This is a genomic window from Bradyrhizobium yuanmingense, from assembly GCF_025200905.1.
Lineage (GTDB): Bacteria > Pseudomonadota > Alphaproteobacteria > Rhizobiales > Xanthobacteraceae > Bradyrhizobium > Bradyrhizobium yuanmingense.
On record NZ_CP104173.1, the window covers coordinates 6,145,305 to 6,170,480 of the forward strand.

At 64.7% G+C, this 25,176-nt stretch carries 31 protein-coding genes; 14 read left to right on the forward strand and 17 right to left on the reverse strand.

Annotated features, from left to right (window positions below):
- Window positions 1-4: 4 nt before the first annotated feature.
- From fliG to N2605_RS28395, 5 genes are all read left to right on the forward strand, one after another.
- On the forward strand, window positions 5-1,099 hold the full coding sequence (gene fliG / locus N2605_RS28375) for a flagellar motor switch protein FliG (RefSeq protein WP_260344171.1): 1,095 nt from the start codon (window positions 5-7) through the stop codon (window positions 1,097-1,099).
- Entirely contained in the window at window positions 1,099-1,722 is a 624-nt protein-coding gene (locus N2605_RS28380) for a FliH/SctL family protein (protein ID WP_035999041.1), read from the forward strand. The genes fliG and N2605_RS28380 overlap by 1 nt, the downstream gene beginning before the upstream one ends.
- A gap of 3 nt (window positions 1,723-1,725) precedes the next feature.
- Window positions 1,726-2,076 carry a flagellar motor switch protein FliN gene (gene fliN / locus N2605_RS28385; protein ID WP_057027996.1) on the forward strand — a complete coding sequence of 117 codons (351 nt, stop codon included), beginning with the start codon at window positions 1,726-1,728 and terminating at the stop codon, window positions 2,074-2,076.
- A 48-nt stretch (window positions 2,077-2,124) separates the two neighbouring features.
- On the forward strand, window positions 2,125-3,510 hold the full coding sequence (gene flbD, locus N2605_RS28390; RefSeq protein WP_035999037.1) for a sigma-54-dependent transcriptional regulator FlbD: 1,386 nt from the start codon (window positions 2,125-2,127) through the stop codon (window positions 3,508-3,510).
- 257 nt (window positions 3,511-3,767) lie between these two features.
- On the forward strand, window positions 3,768-4,916 hold the full coding sequence (locus N2605_RS28395; RefSeq protein ID WP_260344174.1) for a M20 family metallopeptidase: 1,149 nt from the start codon (window positions 3,768-3,770) through the stop codon (window positions 4,914-4,916).
- 132 nt (window positions 4,917-5,048) lie between these two features.
- Here N2605_RS28395 and N2605_RS28400 read toward each other — a convergent pair whose 3' ends face one another.
- From N2605_RS28400 to N2605_RS28440, 9 genes are all read right to left on the reverse strand, one after another.
- A complete protein-coding gene (locus N2605_RS28400; protein ID WP_225141261.1) occupies window positions 5,049-5,204 on the reverse strand; it encodes a hypothetical protein in 156 nt (51 codons plus the stop codon).
- Between the two features lie 95 nt (window positions 5,205-5,299).
- The gene (locus N2605_RS28405; RefSeq protein ID WP_225146494.1) at window positions 5,300-5,881 is read right to left on the reverse strand and encodes a flavin reductase family protein; all 582 of its coding nucleotides are present in this window, start codon (window positions 5,879-5,881) and stop codon (window positions 5,300-5,302) included.
- Window positions 5,882-5,914: 33 nt separating this feature from the next.
- Window positions 5,915-6,763: an ATP-binding cassette domain-containing protein gene (locus tag N2605_RS28410; protein WP_036022154.1), complete on the reverse strand. Its 849-nt coding sequence runs from the start codon at window positions 6,761-6,763 to the stop codon at window positions 5,915-5,917.
- A 20-nt stretch (window positions 6,764-6,783) separates the two neighbouring features.
- Window positions 6,784-7,590, reverse strand: a complete 807-nt coding sequence (gene ssuC, locus N2605_RS28415; RefSeq protein WP_225171454.1) for an aliphatic sulfonate ABC transporter permease SsuC — start codon at window positions 7,588-7,590, stop codon at window positions 6,784-6,786.
- A complete protein-coding gene (gene ssuD / locus N2605_RS28420) occupies window positions 7,587-8,750 on the reverse strand; it encodes an FMNH2-dependent alkanesulfonate monooxygenase (RefSeq protein WP_260344177.1) in 1,164 nt (387 codons plus the stop codon). Before ssuD ends, ssuC begins: the two co-directional genes overlap by 4 nt.
- A 9-nt stretch (window positions 8,751-8,759) precedes the next feature.
- Window positions 8,760-8,882: a hypothetical protein gene (locus tag N2605_RS28425; protein WP_260344179.1), complete on the reverse strand. Its 123-nt coding sequence runs from the start codon at window positions 8,880-8,882 to the stop codon at window positions 8,760-8,762.
- Between the two features lie 2 nt (window positions 8,883-8,884).
- Window positions 8,885-9,835 carry a sulfonate ABC transporter substrate-binding protein gene (locus tag N2605_RS28430; protein ID WP_260344181.1) on the reverse strand — a complete coding sequence of 317 codons (951 nt, stop codon included), beginning with the start codon at window positions 9,833-9,835 and terminating at the stop codon, window positions 8,885-8,887.
- 524 nt (window positions 9,836-10,359) lie between these two features.
- The gene (locus N2605_RS28435; RefSeq protein WP_225184191.1) at window positions 10,360-11,526 is read right to left on the reverse strand and encodes a cytochrome P450; all 1,167 of its coding nucleotides are present in this window, start codon (window positions 11,524-11,526) and stop codon (window positions 10,360-10,362) included.
- A gap of 116 nt (window positions 11,527-11,642) precedes the next feature.
- Window positions 11,643-11,870, reverse strand: a complete 228-nt coding sequence (locus N2605_RS28440; RefSeq protein WP_036022145.1) for a hypothetical protein — start codon at window positions 11,868-11,870, stop codon at window positions 11,643-11,645.
- A gap of 314 nt (window positions 11,871-12,184) precedes the next feature.
- Between N2605_RS28440 and N2605_RS28445 the strand changes: the two genes are divergently transcribed.
- Together N2605_RS28445 and N2605_RS28450 are read left to right on the forward strand one after the other, a co-directional pair.
- Window positions 12,185-13,297, forward strand: coding sequence for a helix-turn-helix transcriptional regulator (locus N2605_RS28445; RefSeq protein ID WP_036022142.1), 1,113 nt, complete (start codon window positions 12,185-12,187; stop codon window positions 13,295-13,297).
- A 127-nt stretch (window positions 13,298-13,424) separates the two neighbouring features.
- Complete coding sequence (locus N2605_RS28450; RefSeq protein ID WP_050995847.1) at window positions 13,425-13,628, forward strand: hypothetical protein; 204 nt, start codon at window positions 13,425-13,427, stop codon at window positions 13,626-13,628.
- A 49-nt stretch (window positions 13,629-13,677) separates the two neighbouring features.
- Here the strand turns inward: N2605_RS28450 and N2605_RS28455 are convergent, their stop codons facing one another.
- Window positions 13,678-14,061, reverse strand: coding sequence for a hypothetical protein (locus N2605_RS28455; protein ID WP_225126226.1), 384 nt, complete (start codon window positions 14,059-14,061; stop codon window positions 13,678-13,680).
- A 290-nt stretch (window positions 14,062-14,351) separates the two neighbouring features.
- On the opposite strand from N2605_RS28455, the gene N2605_RS28460 reads away from it, so the two are divergent.
- Entirely contained in the window at window positions 14,352-14,675 is a 324-nt protein-coding gene (locus N2605_RS28460; RefSeq protein ID WP_225126228.1) for a hypothetical protein, read from the forward strand.
- Window positions 14,676-14,706: 31 nt separating this feature from the next.
- The gene (locus N2605_RS28465; RefSeq protein WP_225149207.1) at window positions 14,707-15,609 is read left to right on the forward strand and encodes a tetratricopeptide repeat protein; all 903 of its coding nucleotides are present in this window, start codon (window positions 14,707-14,709) and stop codon (window positions 15,607-15,609) included.
- 309 nt (window positions 15,610-15,918) lie between these two features.
- Here N2605_RS28465 and N2605_RS28470 read toward each other — a convergent pair whose 3' ends face one another.
- Together N2605_RS28470 and N2605_RS28475 are read right to left on the reverse strand one after the other, a co-directional pair.
- Window positions 15,919-16,695: a helix-turn-helix transcriptional regulator gene (locus tag N2605_RS28470; protein WP_036022134.1), complete on the reverse strand. Its 777-nt coding sequence runs from the start codon at window positions 16,693-16,695 to the stop codon at window positions 15,919-15,921.
- 195 nt (window positions 16,696-16,890) lie between these two features.
- Window positions 16,891-17,157, reverse strand: coding sequence for a hypothetical protein (locus tag N2605_RS28475; protein ID WP_141697582.1), 267 nt, complete (start codon window positions 17,155-17,157; stop codon window positions 16,891-16,893).
- Between the two features lie 101 nt (window positions 17,158-17,258).
- Between N2605_RS28475 and N2605_RS28480 the strand changes: the two genes are divergently transcribed.
- The 3 genes from N2605_RS28480 (at window position 17,259) to N2605_RS28490 (ending at window position 20,072) form a co-directional block, all read left to right on the forward strand.
- Window positions 17,259-18,161: a LysR family transcriptional regulator gene (locus tag N2605_RS28480; protein WP_260344183.1), complete on the forward strand. Its 903-nt coding sequence runs from the start codon at window positions 17,259-17,261 to the stop codon at window positions 18,159-18,161.
- A 157-nt stretch (window positions 18,162-18,318) separates the two neighbouring features.
- A complete protein-coding gene (locus N2605_RS28485; RefSeq protein ID WP_036022129.1) occupies window positions 18,319-19,593 on the forward strand; it encodes an SDR family oxidoreductase in 1,275 nt (424 codons plus the stop codon).
- Complete coding sequence (locus N2605_RS28490; protein WP_036022126.1) at window positions 19,593-20,072, forward strand: DUF2269 family protein; 480 nt, start codon at window positions 19,593-19,595, stop codon at window positions 20,070-20,072. The genes N2605_RS28485 and N2605_RS28490 overlap by 1 nt, the downstream gene beginning before the upstream one ends.
- Before the next feature lie 84 nt (window positions 20,073-20,156).
- Here N2605_RS28490 and N2605_RS28495 read toward each other — a convergent pair whose 3' ends face one another.
- The 5 genes from N2605_RS28495 to N2605_RS28515 all read right to left on the reverse strand — a co-directional run bounded on the left by N2605_RS28495 (window position 20,157) and on the right by N2605_RS28515 (window position 24,410).
- Complete coding sequence (locus N2605_RS28495; RefSeq protein WP_225139230.1) at window positions 20,157-20,891, reverse strand: hypothetical protein; 735 nt, start codon at window positions 20,889-20,891, stop codon at window positions 20,157-20,159.
- Window positions 20,888-21,304, reverse strand: a complete 417-nt coding sequence (locus tag N2605_RS28500) for a phage holin family protein (protein WP_036022122.1) — start codon at window positions 21,302-21,304, stop codon at window positions 20,888-20,890. The genes N2605_RS28495 and N2605_RS28500 overlap by 4 nt, the downstream gene beginning before the upstream one ends.
- A complete protein-coding gene (locus N2605_RS28505) occupies window positions 21,301-21,978 on the reverse strand; it encodes a hypothetical protein (RefSeq protein ID WP_036022119.1) in 678 nt (225 codons plus the stop codon). Before N2605_RS28505 ends, N2605_RS28500 begins: the two co-directional genes overlap by 4 nt.
- Before the next feature lie 11 nt (window positions 21,979-21,989).
- Window positions 21,990-22,949, reverse strand: coding sequence for a DUF3618 domain-containing protein (locus tag N2605_RS28510; protein ID WP_036022116.1), 960 nt, complete (start codon window positions 22,947-22,949; stop codon window positions 21,990-21,992).
- 255 nt (window positions 22,950-23,204) lie between these two features.
- A complete protein-coding gene (locus N2605_RS28515) occupies window positions 23,205-24,410 on the reverse strand; it encodes an LLM class flavin-dependent oxidoreductase (RefSeq protein ID WP_036022114.1) in 1,206 nt (401 codons plus the stop codon).
- Window positions 24,411-24,640: 230 nt separating this feature from the next.
- On the opposite strand from N2605_RS28515, the gene napE reads away from it, so the two are divergent.
- Window positions 24,641-24,826: a periplasmic nitrate reductase, NapE protein gene (gene napE, locus N2605_RS28520; protein WP_018318384.1), complete on the forward strand. Its 186-nt coding sequence runs from the start codon at window positions 24,641-24,643 to the stop codon at window positions 24,824-24,826.
- A 26-nt stretch (window positions 24,827-24,852) separates the two neighbouring features.
- Window positions 24,853-25,167, forward strand: coding sequence for a chaperone NapD (locus tag N2605_RS28525; protein WP_157287402.1), 315 nt, complete (start codon window positions 24,853-24,855; stop codon window positions 25,165-25,167).
- Window positions 25,168-25,176: the final 9 nt, after the last annotated feature.

The following is a 25,176-nucleotide window of genomic DNA, read 5'->3' on the forward strand; positions in this document are numbered from 1 at the left end:
TGACATGGCCGCCTCCTTGCAAAACGCCAACTCCAACGACATCACCAGCGTGATCTCCACGCTCGGTCAGCGCGCCGGCAGCCGTGAGGGCGGACCCAAGACAGAAGGTCTGACAGGGCCGAGGCGCGCCGCGATCCTGATGCTGGCGCTCGGCGAGCAATATGGCGGCAAGATCTGGAGCCTGCTCGACGACGACGAGGTCCGCCAGCTCTCGCTGGAGATGTCGACGCTCGGCACCGTCGAAGTCGACACCGTCGAGGACATGCTGCTCGAATTCGTCTCGCGCATGTCGGCCTCGGGCGCGCTGATGGGCAATTTCGACGCCACCGAGCGGCTGCTCCAGCAATACCTGCCGCCGGAACGCGTCAACGGCATCATGGACGAGATCCGCGGTCCCGCCGGGCGCAACATGTGGGAGAAGCTCTCCAACGTGCAGGAAGAGGTTCTCGCCAACTATCTCAAGAACGAATACCCGCAGACCGTCGCCGTGGTGCTGTCGAAGCTGAAGCCGGAGCACGCCGCGCGCGTGCTCGGCATCCTGCCCGAGGAGCTCGCGCTCGACGTCGTCAACCGCATGCTGAAGATGGAGGCGGTGCAGAAGGAGGTGATCGAGAGTGTCGAGAAGACGCTGCGCACCGAATTCATGTCCAACCTGTCGCAGACCCGCCGCCGCGACGCCCACGAGGTAATGGCGGAAATCTTCAACAATTTCGACCGCCAGACCGAAACCCGCTTCATCACCTCGCTGGAAGAGGACAACCGCGAATCCGCCGAGCGCATCAAGGCGCTGATGTTCACCTTCGACGACCTGGTGAAGCTCGATTCCGGCTCCGCCCAGACCTTGATGCGCAACGTCGACAAGGACAAGCTCGGCGTCGCACTCAAGAGCGCGAACGAGGACGTCCGCAATTTCTTCTTCGGCAACATGTCCTCGCGCGCGGCCAAGATGCTCCAGGACGACATGGCGGCGATGGGCCCCGTGCGCCTGCGCGACGTCGACGAGGCCCAGGCGCTGCTGGTCAATCTCGCCAAGGACCTCGCCGCCAAGGGTGAGATCATGCTGACCAAGAACCGCGCCGACGACGAGCTGGTGTACTGATGGCCGCTCCGGCAAAATTCCTGTTCGATACCGACTTCGCGGCGCCCGAACGGGCGACGCGCGAGAAGGCCGCGACCGCGGCCGAGATCGCCCAGAAGGTCGCGGAAGCCGAGGCGCGCGCCTACCAGGACGGCTTTGCCGCCGGTCAGCGCGAAGCCAAGGCCGAAAGCGACCGCCGCGTTGCGCTCGCCATGGAAGAGATCAACATCGCGATTCGGGGCGTCGCCTCCGGCATCGGCAACATCGAGACCAGGATGGAGACCGAGGCGGTCGAGGTCGCGGTCGCGGTGGCGCGCAAGCTGTGCGCCGACCTTGTCGCCGCCGAGCCGCTCGGCGAGGTCATCGCGCTGGTCAAGGACTGCTTCTCGCATCTGGTCGCGACGCCGCATCTCGTCGTCCGCATCAACGATTCGCTCTACGACAGCGCGCGCGAGAAGATCGAGCGGCTCGCCAAGCAGAGCGGCTTCGAGGGCCGGCTGGTGATCCTGGCCGAGCCGGAAATCGCCACCGGCGACTGCCGGATCGAATGGGCCGATGGCGGCGTCGTGCTGGAGCGCGGCGCCATCGCGGCCAAGATCGACGAAATGGTCGGACGCTATATCGCGTCCCGCAGGGGGAGCTAAACCATGAGCGACACCGACGGACAGGTCCCGCTGCCCGATCTCAACGGCCCGATGCCGCCCACCGGCACCGACGTCGGCTACAACGAGGACGAATATGCGGCGCGTGCCGCCGCCGACCTCGAGGCGGTGTTCGACGTGCCGGTGCAGGTCTCGGCCGTGCTCGGCCGCTCCAAGATGGACGTCGGCGAGCTCCTGAAGCTCGGACCGGGCACCGTGCTCGAGCTCGACCGGCGCGTCGGCGAGGCCATCGACATCTACGTCAACAACAAGCTGGTCGCCCGCGGCGAGGTCGTCCTGGTCGAGGACAAGCTCGGCGTGACCATGACGGAAATCATCAAGGCCGAACGCGGCTGACAAAGGACATGACGCGCGACGGCGCGAGCAGACGGATAGGAGACTGACATGCGGCTTCTCATCGTTGGCACATTGAAGGGCCAGCTCACCACCGCCACCAAGATCGCGATGGAGAACGGCGCCACCGTGACCCATGCCGAGGATCACGAGCAGGCAATGCGCGTGCTGCGCGGGGGCAAGGGCGCCGACCTCCTGCTGGTCGACGTTGCGCTCGACATCCGCGACCTCGTGCTGCGGCTGGAAGCCGAGCACATCCACGCCCCGATCGTCGCCTGCGGCATCACCAACGACGCCCGCGCCGCGGTCGCCGCGATCCATGCCGGGGCCAAGGAATACATCCCGCTGCCGCCGGATCCGGAGCTGATCGCCGCGGTGCTGGCTGCCGTCGCCAACGATTCCCGCGAGCTGGTCTACCGTGACGACGCCATGGCAAAGGTGATCAAGCTCGCCCAGCAGATCGCCGGCTCGGACGCCTCGGTAATGATCACCGGCGAATCCGGCACCGGCAAGGAAGTGCTGGCGCGCTACGTTCACTCCCGCTCGGCCCGGGCCAAGCGTCCGTTCATCTCGATCAACTGCGCCGCCATCCCGGAGCACCTGCTGGAATCCGAGCTGTTCGGCCACGAGAAGGGCGCCTTCACCGGCGCGGTCGCCCGCCGCATCGGCAAGTTCGAGGAGGCGACCGGCGGCACGCTGCTGCTCGACGAAATCTCGGAGATGGACGTTCGCCTGCAATCGAAACTGCTGCGCGCCATCCAGGAGCGTGTGATCGACCGCGTCGGCGGCACCAAGCCGGTTCCGGTCGACATCCGCATCATCGCGACCTCGAACCGCAATCTCGCCGAGGCCGTGCGTGAGGGTACGTTCCGCGAGGACTTGCTGTTCCGCCTCAACGTCGTGAATTTGAAGATCCCGCCGCTGCGGGAGCGTCCCGCCGACATCCTCGAGCTCGCCCAGCACTTCGTGAAGAAATATGCCGACGCCAACGGCGTGCCGCTGCGTCCGCTCTCGGCCGAGGCGCGCCGCGTGCTCTCCGCCAACCGCTGGCAGGGCAACGTCCGCGAGCTCGAAAACACCATGCACCGCGCGGTGTTGATGGCCCAGGGCGACGAGATCGGGCCCGACGCCATCATCACGCCGGACGGCGACCGCCTCGACCTCGCCAAGACCGCCCCGGCCGTGGCGCATGCCACTATGGCCGCCGAGCAGGTGACGCGCGCGCTGGTGGGGCGCACCGTCGCCGACGTCGAGCGCGACCTGATCCTGGAGACGCTGAAGCACTGCCTCGGCAACCGCACCCATGCCGCCAACATCCTCGGCATCTCGATCCGCACGCTGCGCAACAAGCTCAACGAATATGCCGACGGCGGCATCCCGATCCCGCCCGCAGGCACGCCCGGGGAATATCCGCGGATGCCGATGATGGGGGCGTAGGCGCCCGCGACCATCGAGCGGACGCGAATGCCCGGGCCAAGTCCGGGCATTTTTCGTTTGGCGCAGGCCGCCACCCCGTCATTGCGAGCGCAGCGAAGCAATCCAGAATCCTTTGGCGGCGACAGACTGAATTGCTTCGCTGCGCTCGCAATGACGAACCTCAAGAGCGTCCTTCGCATGACCGAACCGCGCCACGTGACTATGCCGTCCGCGCGGCACGCCCTATAACCCCGCCCGAAAACCACGCGAGGGACCACATGTCTGAAGCTCAAATCACGGATTGGCTGGCGTCGCAGAAGCAGGCGATGATCGACCTGCTCCGCGACATCGTGAACATCGATTCCGGCTCCTACGACAAGGAGGGCGTCGATGCGGTCGGTGCGCGGTTCGAGCGGTACTTTGCCGAGCATGGCATTCCGTTCCGGCGCGAAAGCCACGGCACGTTCGGCGACGCGATCCATGCCGAGGTGGCAAAGCCCGGCAGCAACGAGAAGCCGGTGCTGTTGATGGGACACCGCGACACGGTGTTCGGCAAGGGCGAGGCTGCGCGGCGGCCGTTCACGATCCGGGATGGCCGCGCCTATGGACCCGGTGTCGCCGACATGAAGTCCGGCCTCGTCATGAACGTGTTCGTGGCCGCCGCCTTCCACAAGTTCGGCGGCGCACCGCACCCGATTAAGGTGCTCATCACCTCCGACGAGGAGATCGGCTCGCCCTCCTCGCGCCCGGTGATCGAGCGCGAGGGACGCGCGGCCCGCGCGGTGTTCAATTCCGAGCCGGGCCGGCCCACGGGCAACGTCGTCACCGGGCGCAAGGGCGGCATCTTCATGCACATGGCCATCACCGGCAAGGCCGCGCATTCCGGCGCCAACTTCGCCGCCGGCGTCAGCGCCATTGGCGAGCTCGCGCACAAGATCGTCCAAATCCACGCGCTCACTGATCTCGACAAGGGCATCACGCTCAATGTCGGCCTCGTGTCGGGCGGGCAGTCCGTCAACACGACCGCGCCTTACGCGGAAGGGCAGATCGACCTGCGCTATGTCGATCCGGCCGATCGCGCGCGGATCATGGGTGCGATCGAAAAGATCGTCGCGACCTCCTACGTGCCGGGCACCAGCGCGACGCTGTCGATCAAGGGCGAGTTCGTGCCGGTGGTGCAGAGCGCGGGCTCGAAGGCGCTGTTCGAAAACTATCAGGCGGCCGCAAGGCAGGTGGGCCTCACCACGCTGCAGGGCGAGTTCTCCGGCGGCTGCGCCGATTCCGGCTTCACCGCCGCGGTCGGCACGCCGACCATTTGCGGTCTCGGTCCGGTCGGCGGGCTCGCGCACACGCCGGAGGAATATTTGGAGATCGACAGCATCGTGCCGCGCGCGCAGGCGCTGGCGCTGGCGATTCTGCGGGGGTAAACACAGGTGCGTAGGGTGGGTTAGCCCTGCAGATGCGCAAAGCGCATCTGCTCGGCGTAACCCACCTCGTCATTTTCCGTGGAGACAAACAGTGGTGGGTTACGCCTACGGCTAACCCACCCTACGAGACCGTCACGAATAGCTCGGCGCATCCGGCTTGCGGAAGATGTGGATGGGATCGCCCGGCACGATCGGAGAGCCAGAGAACATCGCGTAGGCGTAGAGCGCGAGATAGGCGATCGCGAGCGCACCGACGGTGTAGAAGATCAAGGTTGCCACGCGCTTCATCGTTCCGCTCCATGCGTCCGGCGGGACAGCTCAGGAGCGCTTCTAGAGCGACGAGGCGGAAAAGGCCAGCCTTGCGCGAGGCTCGCCGACGGCGATCAAATGCCGCGCCGGCCGCGCGCGGGAAGGCTGACATCGGCGAGCCGGGCCGCGTCTTCGTCCTGGTCGACCGCCACGTACTGGCCATGCCAATAGGCCAGCGCGGCGGTGCGGGTCGAGCTCCTGATGTCCCGGACACGGCCGATGACGATGCCGTGCGAGTGGCGCTCGACGATCTCCTCGACTTCGCAATCGAAGGCCGAGAGCGCGCCGACCAGCAGCGGGACACCAGAGACTGCCGTCACCCACTGGCTGCCTGCAAAGCGATCCGCACCCTTCAGCCCGCCCTTGCCGGCAAAGCGTTCGGCAATGTCGAGTTGGTCAGCATTGAGGATATTCACGCCGAAGGCGCCGTGGCGGCGGATCAGCGGAAAAGACGAGGCGTCGCGGTTGATGCTGACCAGCAGCGTCGGCGGCTCGACCGACAGCGAGGTGACCGAGGTCACCGTCATGCCGGAGATGTCCTTGCCCCGCCCGGCCGTGATGACGCTGACGCCGCCGGTGAGGTGGCGCATGGCGCCGCGGAAATCGGCGGACGAGACGGGAATTTCGGTCATGAGCTCGCGGGGCACTACATTCATGGCGCTACTCCCCGCAAGCGGGGTTCCCTCTATTTAGGTACGATCGTCCGCCGACAACAGGTGGCTCAGGATCGAGCCTTCGAGCCCGGCAAGCTCGGCCGAGCCGCGCTGGCGCGGCCGGGCGGCGTTAACCGTGACGTCATGGGCGATGCGGCCCTCCTCGATGACGAGCACGCGGTCGGCCAGCGCCACGGCTTCCGAGACATCGTGGGTCACCAGGATCGCGGTAAAGCCCTGATCGCGCCAGACCCGCTCGAGGAGCCGCTGCATCGAGATGCGGGTCAGCGCGTCCAGCGCGCCGAGCGGCTCGTCGAAGGCGAGCACGCGCGGGCGCGAGACCAGCGCGCGGCCGAGCGCGACGCGCTGCTTCTGGCCGCCCGAGAGCACCGAAGGCCATTGGTCGCGCTTGTCAGCGAGGCCGACCTCGATCAGTGCCTTCTCGGCGCGGGCATGCGCATCGCTCGAGGCACGATCGCGGCCGAGGCCGACCTCGACATTGGCGAGCACGCGGGCCCAGGGCAGCAGCCGCGGCTCCTGGAACATCACGCGGATGTCCTCGGGCTGGATCTCCTGACCGAAGCTGATGCTGCCCGCATCGATCTTGTCGAGGCCGGCGATCAGGCGCAGCAGGGTGCTCTTGCCGCAGCCGCTCTTGCCGACGATCGCGACGAACTGGCCGGCGGGAATGTGCAGGTCGATGCCGCGCAGCACCTCGTTGTCACCGAAGGATTTGCGCAAGCCGCGGATGCTGAGCGGCAGGCCGCTGGCCTGAACTCGGTGTTCTTCTTGCCGCTCCTCGCGCACCACGCGGGCGTGAGGGGCGAAAGTGGCGCGGCCGGCGAGCTCGGTCTCGGGAAGAGAGGTACGAAGCGCTGTCTGCATGTGATTCCCAGTATTTTCGTTCAACGTTTCTGGAAGGCGGGGTGCCAGGAGAGCGTCAGACGCTCCAGCACGCGGGAGGCGCTGTCGGCGAGCTTGCCGAGCAGGGCGTAGATCAGGATCGAGAGCACGACGACGTCGATCAGCATGAACTCGCGCGCTTGCATCGCCATGTAGCCGAGGCCGGAAGAGGCCGCGATGGTCTCGGCGACGATTAGCGTCAGCCACATGATGCCGAGCGCAAAGCGGATGCCGACGAAGATCGAGGGCAGCGCGCCCGGGAAGATGACGCGGCGGAACAACTCACCGTCCGTCATGCCGTAGATGCGGCCCATCTCGATCAGCTGCGGATCGACGGTGCGGATGCCGTGCAGCGTGTTGAGATAGATCGGGAAGAACACCCCGAGCGCCACCAGGAAGAGCTTTGCGCTTTCGTCGATGCCGAACCAGAGGATGACCAGCGGGATCAGCGCCAGATGCGGCACGTTGCGCACCATCTGCAGGGTGGTATCGGTGAGCCTGGCCGAAAGCTGCGACAGGCCGTTGGCGAGGCCGAAGGCGAAGCCGATGCTGCCGCCGATCAAAAAGCCGATCGAGGCGCGCCAGAACGACACCCAGATGTTGCGGACGAGCTCACCGGAGACCAGCAGCTTCCAGCCCGCGAGCACGACGTCGCTCGGGGCCGGCAGTACCCGCGTCGGCACGAAGCCGGTGACGCTCGCGACCTGCCAGACCGCGACGATGGCGAGCGGCACGATCCACTGGATCAGGCCGTCGGCCCGCGGCAGGCGGATGCTGCGCGGAAGCGAAATGCTGTCGATCAGGCTCATGACTGCGACACCCGGTGCTGCGGACGGAAATCGCTGCCGACCGTCTCGCCGAACGGACCGCCGTTGAAATGCAGCTTCGTCACGTTGCTCGGCTGCTCCAGCGCGAGCAGCGGGAACACCAGCTCGGCGAAGCGATAGGCTTCCTCGAGATGCGGATAGCCCGACATGATGAAGGTATCGATGCCGAGATCCTGATACTCCCTGATGCGCGCCGCCACCGTCTGGGCGTCGCCGACCAGCGCCGTGCCGGCGCCGCCGCGGACGAGGCCGACGCCGGCCCACAGGTTCGGCGCGATCTCGAGCTTGTCGCGCTTGCCGCCGTGGAGCTGCGCCATGCGCTGCTGACCGACCGAGTCCATACGGGCAAAGTTCTTCTGCGCCAGCGCGATGGTGTCGTCGCTGACATGCCTGATCAGCTCGTTCGCGGCGTGCCAAGCTTCTTCGTTGGTCTCGCGGACAATGACGTGTAGACGGATGCCGAAGGAGAGTTTGCGGCCACGAGCGGCGGCAACCTCCCTCACCTTCGCGATCTTCTCGGCGACCAGCGCCGGCGGCTCGCCCCAGGTGAGATATTTGTCGACGGTGTCCGCCGCGACGTCGATGCCGGCATCGGAGGAGCCGCCGAAATACAGCGGGGGGCGCGGCGACTGCACGGGCGGAAACAGCAGCTTGCCGCCCTCGATGCGGATGTGCTTGCCCTCGACGTTCACCGTCTTGCCGGCGAGCAGGTCGCTGTAGACGTTGAGGAACTCGCGGGTGACCTCGTAGCGCTCGTCGTGGCCGAGGAAGATGCCGTCGCCCTTGTTCTCGACGGGATCGCCGCCGGTGACGACGTTGACGAGGAGCCGGCCGTTCGAGACGCGATCAAGCGTCGCGGTCATGCGCGCGGCCACGCTCGGCGATTGCAGGCCGGGACGAACGGCGACGAGATAGCGCAGCCGCTCGGTGAACGGCGCGACCGAGGACGCAACGATCCAGGAATCCTCGCAGGACCGCCCGGTCGGCAACAGCACGCCGAAATAGCCGAGCTGATCGGCGGCCTGCGCGATCTGGCGCAGATAGTTGAAGTTGACCTCGCGGCCGCCGATGCCGGTGCCGAGATAGCGGCCGTCACCATGGGTCGGCAGGAACCAGAGGATGTTGGCGTTGGATTGGCTCATGGATTGCCCCTAGCCGTAAGTGGTGCCGACGGCGGCCGCGACGATGCCGATCGACAGCACGATGGCTGCGATCACGCGTTGAACGATGCGCTTCATGTTCAGACCTTTTTGAACGGGAAGAGTTGTCGGCACGGTCAGGCTGCCGGGTTGCGCCAGACGATGTCGCGAATATGAATCGGCTTCGGGATCAGGCCGAGCTTGTAGAAGCGGTCGGCGACGCCCTGCTGCGTCGCGATGATCTCGTCGGTGACGGGGCCGACCACGAAGTTCGCGCGATTGGCGGCGACGGTCTGGATATCCAAGGGGACGCCGGTGATCGCAGCGAGCGATCTGGCGACCTCCTCGCGGTGCTGCTCGGCCCATTGGCCTGCCGCGGTCGTCACGTCAACGATCTGCTGCAGGATCGCCCCATGGTTCTTCGCGAACTCCCGGTTGGCGATGTAGAAGGAATTGGTCTTGGTGACCTCGCGCGCATTGATCAGGATGCGGCCGTTCTGCTTGGTCTCGCCGATGGCGAAATAGGGATCCCAGATCGCCCAGGCCTCGATGCTGCCATTGCCGAAGGCGGGGCCGGCATCCGGCGGCGTCAGGTAGACCGGCGTGATGTCGGCATAGGTGAGGCCGGCCTTCTCCAGCGTCTGCACCACGACGTTGTGGGCGCTGGAGCCCTTGGTGAAGCCGATGCGCTTGCCCTTGAGATGGGTGATGTCGCGGATCGGCGAATCCTTGGGCACCAGGATGCCCTGGCCGTTGGTGATGGGCTGACCGGCGGCGTAGACGATCGCCGCGCCCGCGGCCTGGGCGAACACAGGCGGGGAATCTCCGACCGCGCCGAAATCGACGCTGCCGACGTTCATCGCCTCCATCATCGGCGGGCCCGAGGAGAACTCGATCCACTTCACCTCGATGCCTGAGGCTGCGAAATGTCTTTCCAGGGCAGCCTGCTGGCGCGTGATGACCAGCACGCCGGTCTTCTGGTAGCCGATACGAATTTCCTTCACCGCCCCTTGCGCGATCGCAGGCGATGCGAACGCGGCGGCGGCCGCAGTTCCAACCGAAAGTTTCAGAAAGTCTCGACGCTGCATTCCACACTCCCGGCCGCGTGCGGCCGTCATCATTCACGTTTGCCGAATGATGGTGCGCGTCATCGGAAGTGTCGAGACGTCCGCGAAAATAGCGATGCGAGCACTGCGCTGCATGCCGCGCGCGTGACTAATCTTTCAAGCGGCGAAGCGAATGAAGATGGAATTTTTCTGCACGCGAATGTGAGGGCTCCACGGATTTGGTCGGGCCCGGACCGGCGGAACATAAAATTCGCAAAACAACCCCATGCACAGTAGCCGGGCGTGCGAAAACAACGACTTACGTATTATCCGAAGTGCGGTTGACTCGTCGGGCAAAACAGCGGCAGAATGGCATGATTTCGTAGTGGGTGCCGAGGCGCGGAGCTCCCTCCACCCTCTCGCCGTCATTCCCCGCGAAGGCGGGGAATCCAGTACGCCGCGGCCCGGCGATTCAACCACAACTGTCTCGGAGTACTGGATCGCCCGGTCAAGCCGGGCGATGACACCGAACGTGTGACGGGCGGCGTGCCACGAGCACCACCGGCCTATTGCTCCCACCTCACCGGCAGATTCTGCAGCCCGCGGAAGGCCCAGCCGCCGATCCGCACCTCTTCGTCCTCGGCGAGCTCGATGCGCGAGGCCCGCGCGAACAATGTCGGCAGCGCGACGTCGGCGATCATGGCGCGCGAGGCGAAGGCGCCGGCGCAGAAATGCGGGCCGGCGCCGAAGGCGACGCTCTTGGAGGTGTCGCGCCGCACGTCGAACTGGTCCGCGCGCTCGAAATGCTTCTCGTCGCGGTTGGCGGAGCCGAACATCAGGAATACGCGTTCGTCGAGCTCGAACGCCACATCGCGAATGGTCCAGGGTTTTGCGATGCGGCGCGGCGACATGCCGATCGGCGAGATCCAGCGGGCATATTCCTCGAAAGCCTGCAGCCAGGACACCTCGCCGCGCAGGACCAGATCGAGCTGGTCGGGATGGGTCAGCAGCGCCCAGACCGTGCCGGCGATCGCCTTGCGCGGCTCGTTCTGGCCGCCGGAGATGGCAAGCTTGACGTTGGCGCGCACGCTCTCCATCGGCATGTCCGAGGCGAGCAGCACGCCCAAAATGCTCTGGTCGGGATGCTTGCGCATCACCGGCAGGACGTCGTCGATCGCGGCGTCGATGCCCGCGGTCGCCGCATGACAGCGCGCCTCGACCTCAGGGTCGCCGGCATAATTGGCGATGCCTTCGATCATGCCTTGCGACCACGTGTCCATGTCCTGAAAGCCGATGTTGGTGAGGCCGGTGATCGACTTCAGGCATTCGCCGGAGAACGGCAGCGCGAAGTCGCGCATGAGATCGATCCGGCCCGGTTCGAGTGAAGCGATGATGCGATCCGCATGGGCCTGGAACTGTGCGGTCCAGTAGCCCTTCACCGTCTTCGGTGAGACCGTCGGAAACATCGCCCGGCGCTCGACGAGATGCGCCTCGCCATCCTTGCGCATCATGTTGTGGCCCATCAGCCGGTTCATCAGGCCGGCGGGCTGGTGCGAGGAGAACACGTCGATCTGCTTCTCCGAGATCGAGATGTCGTCGCGGCTCGTCAGCAGCGTCGAGCCGAGCTGCGGCACGAAGGCGATCGGGGCCTCCTTCCGCATCTTGGCGAGCATCGGATAGGGGTCGGCCCAGAAGGCAGCCGGGTCGATCTCGATGCGCGGCGCGGTGCTCAAGCTTCGCTCCCTTGTCGTCTCCTCGATGCCGAGGCTAGCGCCTTTCAGTTGCCGCCGTCTGTCCCCATGGATTGGGACAGGCGGGCCCCAAAAAGCTGCCTTTGTCTGCTTTCAACTCAGATGGCAGCTCCGGCCAGCAAGAAAGCGCCGCCAAGCGCGACCATCACAAGTCCAGGCCAGTTCGATTTGACGCCGAAGCCGCTGCCGGGCCTTTCGGGCTCCAGCGTGTCACGTCCGGAGCGAAGCCACTTCCCACCACTGAATCGACCTCGCCAAATGGGCTGAAACGCCATTTGGAGTACGCCGCCGAAAACAAGGAGCACTCCAAGCCATATGAGGATCATGCTCGCCTCCTCTATCCGCGAACGCCGATAGGTTGATGCGCCGAGAACCGTGGTCCATTCAGCGCTGCCCCCGGCTTACGGGATCAGACCGACCTTGAAAGCCGCCGGGACAACCTCTGACCTGTCAAATAGTTGATATATGGACATGATTTCTGCTAGCCGTCCATCCGGGCCGGCTTGGGAAATAGTAGCAATTGGTTCCGCCGAAGCGGATTGGTATCAAGGGCCTTGGGCGGGCGAAGCACGAAGGCTGCTGCAGAAATGCACGCCGCGCGTCTGAAAGATCGGTCGAATCTGATGGGTCCAGCGCAGCAATGACGGGCATCGACTTCGAGCAGATCGTGGACCGCATCCACGAGGCAGCGACCGTTCCGGAGCTCTGGCCGGACGTCCTGGAGAACATCGCTCATGCCGCGGGCGCGCATGGCATGGTCATGATCACCTCGGACTCCGATCAGTGGTCCGGTGTCTGGAATGGTGTCGTGACGTCGCCGTCGATCCGCGAGGCTTTCTCGGCGTTCCTGCGTGGCGACCTCTCCAGCCGGACGGAGACGACCCCGCGACTCCTGGCGCTTGATCACCCCGGCTTCGTCGGCGAGCACGAGGCATTTTCGCCGGAGGAATGGGAGCGCGATCCATATCGGGTGGAATGGAACAAGAAGTGGGGCTTCGAACACGCCTGCGCGACGGCGGTCCGCAGCCCGTCCGGTGAGATCATCGTCTTCCACATGGAAAGACTGGCCGGCCGCCCCGCCTTTTCGCGGCAGGATCTCGATTTTCTCGACCGCTTTCGCCCCCATCTCGCGCGGGCGGCTTTGCTGTCGACACGCTGGCGCCTCACCCGGATGCGGGCGGCAACCGAGGCGCTGTCGCTGGTCGGCTTGCCGGCCCTCGCGATCACGCGCTCCGGGCGGGTTCTGACCGCCAACGCCTTGATCGAAGCCATGACCGACCTTCTGCAATGGTTGCCGAAGGACCGGATCGCGATCAAGGACCGCGCCGCCGACACCCTGCTGCGCGCCGGCCTCGCCCAACTCGATGCGCCGGACAAGGCCGTGTGCTCCTTCGCCGCGCGTCGCGCCAGCGATCTCGATCGGGTGGTGCTTCATCTGGTTTCGATGCCGGGCGAGGCCCGCGATCTCTTCGATGGAGCGGTTGGCCTCCTCATCGCGACGCCGGTCACCGCCTCACAGGCCCCGAGCCTCGCCCTCATTCGCGGCCTGTTCGACCTCACCCCGAGCGAGGCGCGCGTTGCGCGCGGAATCGCGCAAGGACAGACGATCGGCGACATCGCCGCACATCACGGGCTCAGCCGCGAAACCATCCGCACCCAGGTCAAGGCCGTCCTCGCCAAGACGGGAACGCGCAACCAGAAGAGCGCAGCTGCCCTCTTCGGCGCGATCCCCAAATTACCGCTGAGAGATTGACGCCGGACTTGTCCGGTGGCGTGCGTCGGCAGGGACAAGCTTCGCTTCACCCAAATGGGTGAAGACACAGGCCGGCGCTCCGGGTTCAACTCCGCCCAAATTGGATGTCTGGCGAGAAGCGGCGGCGATGGCGGGACCGGAATTTCCGATTTTCGAAGTGACCCTGGCGCAGCGCAGGCGCAGGACATGGAGCTGGAGCGTCTGCACCATTCAAGGCGCGGTGGTGATGCAGGGCCGGGAAGCCAGTCGACCCGCAGCAAAGTACCAGGCCGAGAGAGCGCTGTTCATGCTGCTGCTCACCGCGCCCTATCGTTCCCGACTTTCCGCATAGCAAGGGGCTCCTCGAGCGCTGCAGGGTTGCCAGTGTGCGGGACAGCAAGCTAAGCGTCGGTCGGCGAGCGACCATGCGTCAGCCAATGGTCGATCTGCCAGGTCTCGTAACCGAGCAATTCGCCGAAGCGCCGTTCTCGATCATCGGACCAGGCTCCGGGCTCGTTCAGCAGCGCAAGCATGGCGTCAATCCGCCACTCGTGACCGGGCAATGTGTAGAACAGCATCCGATATTCGAGCTGCGGCGCCCCAGGACATGGCTCGATCAGCTCGCGCTTCGTCAGGCGGCCTTCAGCGACATGCCGATCGAACATGCGCCAATACCGAATACAGATGTCCGGCTCCTGGCCGACGATATCCATGAAATATGCGAGGGGCTTGGTGCCCCGGAGCATCAGGCCGAGCTCTCTGTTGGTGTGAACCAGATAGGGCACTTGACGACGCCGTTTGGAATGCATGTCGAGCATGATGGCGACGCAACGTTAATTTCCGCTGAGGGACCCCGCGCGAACGTCCTGAGCGAAAGGCAACGACGGCTTCCGGCTCAATCCGGACAATTGCAACGAATTTCACGGTGTGCCCTCGTGACGGTGGGCGTCATGATGGCCAAGGCGTCCAGCAAAGAAACGGCTAACCACGTTGCAACGACCGCATGCGCGAGAGCATGGAGGAGAAATCAACTCATGATAGTATCGGCCTTGTCAGCCGACCAAAGGGAACTGCCGTGACTGAAATGACCAAGCTTCGATCTCGACTTCTGTTGATTGCCTTGTGGGTCAGTCTCGTCGGAGCTCTCGTCGTTTTCTTTGCGTTCGCCAACACACCAGGCGGAAGCGGTGGTTCATCCTGGGTCTTTAATCTGATCGTGTCCTGGTTGCCGTTCCTGGTGCTGGTGGGCGCCTGGCTATGGTACTCGCGCACGATCCGGCGCTCATCATCCGGGGCGAGCTGGGTCGATCTATACGAGCAGCAGGTCGCGGAAAACAGGCGAACCAATGCATTGCTGGAGAGGATCGCGACCGCTCTGGAAAAGCCGTCTCCTGGTTAGCGCGAACACCGGCCATCGCGGGGACGAAGTCATGCGCTCGGGCATTGCCGCCCACATCCTGCTAGTTGTTCTGGCACTCGCAGCCGCCGTCGTCAGCCGGCCAGCGGCTGCCGACGATCGACAAGTCTGTTTGGAACGGACGAAGGAAGCCTCTGCCGAGATCATCGCTGCCTGCACACGCGCGATCCAGAGCGGAGACTACAACGGCGAAGACCTGTCGAGTTTGTATCATGCGCGTGGCTGTTCCTGGCCATGGACAAGCTTCGCCGATCGCGATGACCGCGCCCTTGAAGATTTCACCGCGGCGATCCGGGTAAACCCGAAAGCTGGCGGCTCACTGCTCAACCGGTCGCACATCTACAACCAACGGCACGACCACGACCGGGCAATAGCCGACGTCGACCAGGCATTCGAAGCCGGCCTGTCAGACCATGGAAAGCGGGTCGGATACGGCGAGCGCGGCTACGCCTATCAAAGGAAAGGGGACAACGACCGCGCCATTGCCGACTATACCGCCACCATCCAGCTGAATGCGAACAATAGCTTCGCTCTCATGGCCCGGGGCAACGCCTATTTTGCCAAAGGCGATTTTGACCGTGCCATTGCCGACTACAACCGGGTGATCGCAGTTGATCCCGAATATGCCCACGACTATGCCGCCTACGGCAGCCGCGCGATTGCGTACCTGCGCAAGGGCGACCTCCGCCAGGCCTTCGCGGACGTCGACCGGAAGCAGGCGCTATCCTGGCTCGCTGCCGGCGTCTTTCTGGCAGCGCTGATCTGGCTTTGTTGCCCAGGGGGCGCACGGGCGTTCGGATGGCGGTCTGGACGAACGATCATCGAGATGTGCGAACAGCAGCTGGTCGACTTGCGGCACACAAACGCCGCCCTGGAGAAAATCGCGGCGGCTGTCGAGAAGCGATCGTCGGGTTAGCTCGGGTTCGCCGGACGTTTGGCCCCGCCGACGTGTGCTAACTTCCGGAATGACCGTCAGAGCCGCCGGACCAACCATCATTCTGGCCGGGTCCAAAGTTCGTATTGTTTCGATCCGGCGGGACCCTCATGCCCTGGTAAAAGGCGTAGCCAATGAATCCCAGCAAGGCGACCAAGCAGATAGGTGCAAGAAGCCAGTCTGGCATGTTCTCATCCTCGGATCCGCCCTACGCGCCGCAATCGCATCGGATGATAGGCCAAATGCTTCAACTAAAGTTGGATGGACACAGACATCGCGGACTTGGAGCCCCTAGTTCAGGCCGCGCGGACCCGTCAGCAGGCGCAGCACAATTCCGAATAATTCGCTCTGCGAGGAGATGCCGAGCCGCTCATAGGCGCGCTTGCGGTAGGTCAGGATCGAATGCAGGCTGATGCCGAGCGCCTGCGAAATCGCCTCCGAGCTGAAGCCTCCGAGGATATGGCGGCAGACCTCCTGCTCGCGCAGGGTGAGCGCGGAGAGCGGCTTGCGCGTCGCGAACAGGGACGCAAGATCGGACGTCGGCTTCTCCTGGAAATGGCGGGCGACGCTGGCTGCGATCGCCGGTGCGATCGCCCCGAGCCGCTCGCGCTGGGCGGCGCTGAAGCGGCCCTGCGCGGCGATCCGATAGAAGTTGACGTAGAAGCAGGTGTCACCGGTCCAGATCGCGGTCGCACATTTGTCGACGATGCCGGAATCCTGGAAGAAGATCTTGCGGTAGCGCGCGCCGTACATGCGCGGCGCGAAGCGAGGCAGCATGATCGGCGCGCCGCCCTCGCCTTCGAACAGCGCATCGCGGTTGGGATCCGTTTCGTGGAACTGGCCGGCATAGGCGGCGCCGAGATCGGCGCCGATCGGGATGTTGCCGGCATCGAGCAGGCAGCTTGCCGCGCCTGCCCGGCTCAGCGCGAACACCATGCAATGGCCGACATCGGCCTGCCGGCGCAGCGTGTCGATGAGCACATCGGGAAAATCGGAGCGGCCGATGGCGAGCACCGCGGGCGTGACATCGCCGGCCGACGGATGAAAGGTTGTCCCGTTGGGTCGCACCGTATTCCTCCGCAAGACGCTCTTTTGCGAGAGGATAGCAGCAACGGAATCTTACCGGAAGCGCTCACGAGCACCGCCGCCCAGGGCCGCTCGGCTGTTGCAGACACCATTGGCGGGTCTCACGCTGCGCCTCCCCCTTCGAGACGGCATCGTCGCGATTTTCTCAGATGAGGCTGATCCGATGGCCCCACCGAGTCACTTCACCCTGTGCCTGAAAGCAATCTCGCGCAGATGACTGAAAAGCTTTGAGAGCCGCTTCAAGCGCTCACTGACCAGCGCGCAAAGAAGCATCAGCCACGTTGCGAGCGCGACACACCACAACAGAAATTCCAATGCTGCGGGCATGAGGGCACCTTTCGAAACGAGTTGCGAAACAAAGGCGGGGCACTGATGCTCGTTGAAAAACGCGAGCACTGCGTCTGCGTTATCAGCCTTTATGGCCTCTCGCGCTGCCGCGATCATGATCGCCTCCGCTGCCGACCGCATTCGAAGGCTATTACGACCTCCTGAATTGCACTAGAATTAATGCTGAAAGTCACAATTCCATTTCGGGGAATGATCCGATGGACAGGCTCGATGAACTTGCGACATTCGTCGCGATAGTTGAGGTTGGAAGTCTGGTAGGCGCAGCAAAGCGATTGAAGCGTTCGCCTCCCGCGGTCACTCGCGCGCTTGCGGCCCTCGAGGAAAGGGTCGGAAGACGATTGGTGGAGCGAACAACCCGCCGCCTTGCACCGACGGATGCCGGACGCCACTTTGCTGAGCGCGCCCGCGAGCTGGTCAACGGCTACTCGACCGTCATGAGCAGGCTTGTCGAGACGGAGGGGGCTCCGCTGCACGGTATCCTGCGAATAGCCGCTCCCACCATCTTCGGACGCCGTCATGTCGCCCCGATCGTATCGAGCTTCCTTGACGCTCATCCGGCGATCCGTATCGAGCTCGTCATGGGCGAAAGGTCGCTCGACCTGATCAGTGAAGGCATCGATGTTGCGGTCAGGATAGGTCAGCCGCGCGACTCGCGCCTCGTCGTCAGATCAGTGGGGTCGGTCCGTCGCGTCCTGGTGGCCAGCCCTTCCTACTTGCGCAAGCAACCTGAGCCTCGACATCCGCGAGACATACCGAAGCACGATGTCGTGTTCTTTTCCGGATTTGCGGGGCCGACCGAACTGCGTTTTCAAAATCGAGGTCGCTTGCACACGGTTCGCGTGATGCCGCGCCTCATGACGACAGATCTCGACACGGTCATTGCCGCCGTGACATCGGGCCAAGGCATCGCTCGACTTTTATCCTATCAGGTCGAAGCCGAGATTTCGTCAGGCAAGCTCGTGCGTCTTCTTCCGGCCTATGAGCCGGCCGTACCGGTTCAAGTCGTGATTCCCGGTTCCCGGCGCACCGCACCGGCTGTGAGGGCATTCGCGGATCACGCCGCTGCGTCGCTCCGTACCCTTTCGATCATCCGCCATTGACTTCAAGGGAGCTGCGCGGGGCGGGGTGTCCGGTTCTCTGCCTGCAGCCAAACCCATCAGTTCCCCCGCGAGGAACGATTGCAGCCCCGCTTTATTGGTCCGTATCTTCAAGGCTTGATCAGGGCGTTGCCCAGGCCGCTCATCGAAGGATCAGTCGATGCGCATCCTTCTCGTCGGGGCTACAGGACTCATCGGATCGGCGATCCACGCCAGGCTGTCCGCCGAAGGACATGACTGCATCTTGGTGTCGCGTCATCCCGCGGCGGCGCACGATCCTCGCCACGTCGCGCTCGACGTCGCCCGGACCACCGATGTGTCGAAATGGAAGGGCCTTCTCGCCGGCGTCGATGCCGTGATCAATGCAGCGGGTGCGCTGCAGGGACAGGACATGCAAGGCGTTCATGTCGCCGGCAGCGCGGCACTCTATGCGGCCTGCGAGACCGCCGGGGTCCGCAGGGTCATCCTGTTCTCGGCAATCGGCAGCAATGTCGATGCGCTCAGCGATTTTTCCCGCACCAAGCGCGAGGGCGAAGCCGCCTTGATGGCGCGGGAGCTCGATTGGGTGGTGCTGCGGCCTTCTGTCGTGGTCGGCCGGCCCGCCTATGGTGGCAGCGCGCTGCTGCGCGGGCTGGCGGCGCTGCCGGTTCTGCCGGTCATGCCGGACACGGCGGCGATTCAACCGGTGCATCTCGACGACGTCGTTGAGACCGTGCTGTTCTTCCTGCAGCCCGGCGCGCCTTCACGGGTCGCGGTCGATCTGGCCGGCCCGCGGCGGATCGCCTTCAGCGATGCGGTCGCGCTGTTTCGCGCCTGGCTGCGCTGGCGCCCGGCCTATCGCCTGCAGCTGCCGCGCTGGGCGGCTTCAATTGCCTATCGTGCGGGCGACGTTGCGCAGATGCTGGGATGGCCAACGCCCATCAACACGACGGCACAGGCGGAAATGCGCCGCGGTGCGACCGGCGATCCCGAGCCCTGGCGTCGATTGACCGGCACTCCACCGCGCGATCTCGAAGTCGCGCTCGCACGCGAGCCTGCGTCGGTGCAGGAACGCTGGTTTGCACAGCTGTATGCGCTCAAGCCGCTGATCTTTGGCGTCTTCGGCGCGTTCTGGATCGCCACCGGCATCATCTCGCTGAGCGCGGGCTGGAATATCGGCATGTCGTTGCTGCTTGAAGGCGGGCTGCAAGGGAACGTCGCGGCGCTCGTCGTCACCGCGGGCGCGCTCGCCGACATCGTCATCGGCATCGCCATTCTCTGGCGGCCTCTGAGCCGCTACGGACTCTGGGCCGCACTGATCATCTCGCTCACCTATGCCGTGATCGGCACCGTCCTGGTGCCGCGACTGTGGGCCGATCCGCTGGGACCGATGCTGAAGATCTGGCCGGTGATCATGCTCAATCTGGTCGCCATGGCCATCCGCGAGGATCGCTGATGATCTATTTCCTCGTGAAGATGGCGCACATCATCGGCGCTGCCGTGCTGCTCGGCACCGGGGCCGGCATCGCCTTCTTCATGCTGGTGGCACATCTGCGCGGCGACCCGCGCGAGATCGCGGGAGTCGCGCGGACGGTGGTGCTGGCCGACTTCCTGTTCACGGCGAGTGCCGTGATCCTGCAGCCGATCACCGGGACATGGCTCGCCTGGTCGAGCGGGTATTCCCTCGGCGACGGCTGGGTGGCGGCGTCGATTGCACTGTATCTCGTGATCGGCGCCTTCTGGCTGCCGGTGGTGTGGATGCAGATGCAGATGCGCGATCTCGCCGTCGCAGCGGTCGCGAGCAACGGCAAGCTGCCCGCCCGCTATCACCGTCTCTTCTGGTGGTGGTTCGCCTTCGGCTTTCCGGCTTTCGCGGCCGTGCTGATGATCTTCTGGCTGATGATCGCCCGTCCGGCCATTCCATACTGGGATTAGGTTCGCCTTCAGGACAACCCACCTGCCTGATCACCCAACCAGAGCGAGGCGCGTGGCCAGCGCACCCCGCTCTCCGTCGCCTCACTACGGAGCCTTCACCTCGGCGCGGGCAGCTGCCGCGGCGTCCATCCCGGCCTGCTTGACTCGGTCCACAATCTCGGCGCCGGTGTCGCTGATTTCCGAGACAACCGTGTCCGAGGCTTCACGCAGGGCCTGCGAGACCGCACCGGCGCGCCGGTTCAGGTCAGCCTTCACGTCGTCGCTGACGTCTCCGATATACTGGTTCTCGATCTCGGAGGCGCGGAACGCGCCCGCCACGGCCGCACCAATTGCGATGCCCACGACCCCTAGCACGAGCGGTTGCCGCTCCAGCATGTCCGCCAGTGACGACTTCGCACTCGCCATGGTGTCCTTGTTCGGAAGCGCATTGCCCAGCTTGCTGAATTGCTCCTGCGCGAAGGCGACGCCCTCGTCGAAACGATCCCGGACGCCCTCGGCGGCCTGCGACATAGTATCGGAAGCGGCGGCGGTCGCGCCACGCAGGGTCTCCCCGACCCCTTGCGAGCCGTCGTTGTCCATTTCGGGGGCGGTCGGCGGCGCCACGGTCCGCTTGATCGCGGATGCTGCCGAGCTGAAGCCGCGCGTCCCTAAGTCGGCAACGGGTTCGACGGCCTCGGCAGCAGAACGCGCTACAGTCTTTAACTTCTGGTCGCCGGCCAATAGCCAAAGCGCGCCGCCTCCGATGAGGGCCGCGGCAAGCGGATTGTCCCTGGCGGCCGTTACCAGATTGTCGATAAAACCGGTTTTCGTGCTGCTCATCGCACCATTCCCTTCACGGTGTCCTTGTCTTTTTCCAGCTGGCCGATCGTTTCGCGGGGAGCCAGCTGACGCATATCAAGCCGGTTCATGCCCATGGCCACCAGCGCGGCGGCGATGGCCGCAGCGATGACTGCCGATGTCAGATATGACAGTGGCTGCGACCATCCTGCGGAGATCAATGCGGCCGAGAGGGCAAACAAGGCCATGACGATGGCCGGGATCACCAGAACGGCGCCGCCTACGATCAAGCCGACGGCGCCGCCGATCTTCTGGAGCTTCTCGCCAACTTCTGCCTTTGCCAGGTCGATCTCGTTCTGGAACAGCTTGGCGAACTGCGACATGGCATCGCCGAGCAGCGTCGAGATTTCCCTGAACTCGCTTTTGCTGGTTTTGATATCGCGCTCGATGCTCATGGTAACGTGCTGCCCTGGAAGGATGAGGATTGTTGCGTATGGGGGTTACGGGTCCCGGACTCCCGATTCCAGTTTTGCTCTCCCGCCGAAAACGGTCTCCCGCCCGACGTTTGCCCGCTCCCCGACGTGCTGCCGGGGGTGTTGCGCTGCCCTTGGGATGACGACTGTCCGCCCGATGCCTTCAGGAAGCGAACGGCCGCGAAGCCAGCCAGCACCGATATGCCAAGAAAGGCGGCCGGCTGACGTTTGGCGAAATCGGTCGCGCCTGCGACAAGATCTCGGAAGCTTCCGTCCCGAATCTTCTGGGCGGCATCCTCGACATAGTCCGCCGCCGAACCGATGCCGCGTGCGGCGAACGGTACGTCGCTCTCGAAAGCCCGTCCGGCCTCGCGGATGTTGGCCGCGAGGCGCTCGACGAAATCGGCGCCCGATCGCTGCTGTTCGCGCGCCTGGCTCTGAATCTGGTCCATGGTTCCGTCCGCGACGCCCTTTGCTGCATCCGCGGCCTCGCCGAACTTGTCTCGCGCGACGTCGGCCGATGCCCGGAACGCATCGCCGGCGCGCTGCTTCATCTCCGCTCCGGCATCGCCGATCTGCTCTTTCATGTCCTTCGCGGTGCCCTTGTCCTGGTTCTTTGTGAACTGCTTCACGTTCTGCGGGTCCAAATCGCTCATGATGGTTTCCTTCAGGTTTTGGTTTGAGAGGGGCTAAAGGCAGCTTTGACGACGTCGTCCGCAGCCTCCTTCAGAGTGTCCGCCATGTTCTGCGTCATGCGGCTGGCATGGGTGCCGAGATCAGCATCGGCGACCCTTTGCGCCGCAGCATCGGCCGCCGACGTGGTGGCGTCTCTTGCGGCCTCGAACCCGGATTGCGCCGCGGCGGCAGCAGCCTGCTTCACCCCGTCGCTCGTCCGGCCCATAACCTTAGCTTCGACCTTGGTCTCGGGAAGAGCAGCCGCAATGATGGCGCCGATCGCGATGCCCAGGCCGCCGATGAGCGCAGCATTGTCGCCAATGGCCTGCCGGGCCTGGTCAGGCGCGCTCGCGGCGGCATCCCTGGTTGCATTCATGCCACTCTTGAGCTTTTCACTCGCAAAAGTGGCAGCACGCGCCGCGCTCTCCCGCAGATCAGCGGCAATGCCGGCGGCCTTCTCCTGCGCGTCATCAGCCATGCCAGCGGTTCGGCTTTGCGCGGAGGACAGCGTCTCCTTGGCATCACCCTGCATCGCCCGTGCGCCCTCGGCCACCCCCTCAAGCATGTGCCCGGCTTTGTCCAAGACCGGGCCGGTGACGTCTGCAGCACGATCGCGCACCGTCTTCGAGGTCAGGGCGAGTCCTGCGCCGATCATGAGAAGTGGCAACGGCGTACCTCGCACCAACCGAAGCAACGGAACGCCCACTGCGGCGCCCGCGGCCACTGCGCCCATCGGGTTGTCCATGATCTGTTGCTTGAGCCCTTCGACCCAGCTCTGGGTCTTGTGGCTGACGTATTCGGTGACTTCGGATTTGATGTGCTGCGGCGAGACTTTGTGGCGAATGTCCTCGGCGGTGTCCGATATCTGCTCCTTCAACCGTCCGACCGTCGCCGCCAGCTCCGCGCGGCTACGCTCGGACTCCCGTCTCAACTCCTCCACGGATCGTGTCATCGCGTTACCCTCTTGCTTTGTTTCTTGGATTTGAGGTCGAACTCACGCTGTGTTGAATCGTTCCTCGCGCCGCTTGGGCGCTTGCTGGGACGACGATATGCGTGAAGCAGCGCAAGGGAGAGCGACGTCGAGCGCCCAGCCATTGCTGGATGCAGAGAGTTCGAAAGGTCTGCTCCGGGTCAAAACGCCGCACTCCTGCGCGGCTCACCGCACCGGCTTCAGCGCCAGGAAGCAGGACCTGTCGTGGCTTACACGCTACCCCGCCGCCGCCTTCGCGGGGGCCACGTTGATCGCCAGCTTGCCGTAGCGATCGGTGAAGGCCTCGGTATCGATCTCTTCCAGCTCGATCTCGCCGCTCATCACGCCCTGCTTCCAGGCCGCCTGCGCCGGATCGTTCTGGAACTCCGGCATCACCTCGCGACCGAACAGCTCCAGCGACTCGCAGATATGCTCGTGACTGTTCTTGCCGGCCTGGTTGAGCAAGATGACCTGGTCGATGTGCGAGGACTGGAAGCGCTTCAGCTTCTTCCGGATCGTCTCGGGCGAGCCGATCAGGCCGCCACGCAGCGCCGCCTCCTGGGCTTGCGGATTGTCGCGCTTCCACTTGTTGTACTCGTCCCACATGTTGACGGTGTAGGGCGCGGGGCGCTGGCGGCTCTGCGAAGCGCCGTAGAAGCGCAGCGCAAACTGGAAGAAGGTGGCGCCGTCGGCGCGGGCGCGCGCCTCTTCATCCGTCTTCGCGCACATGAAGAACGAGACCAGCGCCATGTTCGGATTGATCTCGTAGTCGGCGAGCTTGTGCAGCCGCTTGGTGATGGCGTTGTAATAGGCGTGCACCCAGGCATGCGCGGCATCGGCGCTGACGAACTGGAAGCCGAGCGCACCGAAGCCGTGGCGGCCGGCACGTTCGATGGTCGGCAGCTGCGAGCAGGCCATCCACAGCGGCGGGTGCGGCTTCTGCACCGGCTTGGGCACGACGTTGCGCAAGGGGATGTCGAAATATTTGCCGTGATGCTCTGAGCCTGCGTCCTTGAACATCGGGAAGATGGCCGCGACCGCCTCCTCGAACACCTCCTTCTTGGTCTCCATGTCGCGGCCGAACGGCTCGAGCTCGGTGATCGAGGCGCTCTCGCCCATGCCGAACTCGCAGCGGCCGTTGCTGAGCAAATCCAGCACTGCGACGCGCTCGGCAACCCGCGCCGGATGATTGGTGGTGAGCTGGAGGATGCCGTGGCCGAGCCGGATGTTCTTGGTGCGCTGGCTTGCGGCAGCCAGGAACGATTCCGGCGAGGGCGAGTGCGAATATTCTTCGAGGAAGTGATGCTCGACCACCCAGGCATGGTCGTAGCCGAGCTTGTCGGCGAGCTCCATCTGCGAGAGCGCATTCTGATAAAGGGCGAGTTCGTCGCCGGCCGCCCAGGGCCGCGGCAGCTGCAGCTCGTAGAAGATGCCGAACTTCATGGCGTCGCTCTCCCGCTTGTTGTTGTTAACGGCATCTTAATGCGCGAGGCGACGCTGTCTACGGATGCGCAATTCCGCCACGTGGGAGACGATCCATCCTCCGGCGCAGCGAGAAGCAGCCAACCGACATTGATCCAAATCAACGCGTTGTCGGGTGGAACGTATCTAAAGTGCAGCAAGGCGACGGCCCGGATGCCGTCACGATTCCCCACAGCTTCAAGAGACCGAATATGTCGGCCCCTGACGACACGACGTCGCGCGTGCGCCGTAAGCGCATGGAGATTTTCGCCTTCCTGTTCCTGACCGCGATCGTGATGCCCGTGCTCGCGGTCGGGACGGTCGGCAGTTACGGGCTCGGCGTCTGGATCTACCAGATGTTCGCCGGCCCTCCCGGCCCGCCGCCCTCCCCGCATTGATCGGCAACCAGCGAAAGACAGGCATCATGGCTCACGCCACACTCAACCGCCGCGCCTTGATCACCGGCCGGGTGCTCAGCGCCGACCGCGTCATCGCACCGCCGGGCGCCGAGATCGCCAGCATCATCGTGCAGGCGCGGCCCGAGCGCCTTGCCGAACTGGAAGCGGAGATCGCAGCGCTTCCCGGCTGCGAGATTCATGCCCGCGACGCGCGCGGAAAGCTCGTCGTCGTGGCTGAAGCGGCGGATGCCGGCAGCCTTGGCACCATGCTCAACACCATCCAGTCGCTGCCGAACGTCTATTCCGCAGCGCTCGTCTTCCACGCCATTGAAACCGCCTGAGTCAGGAAG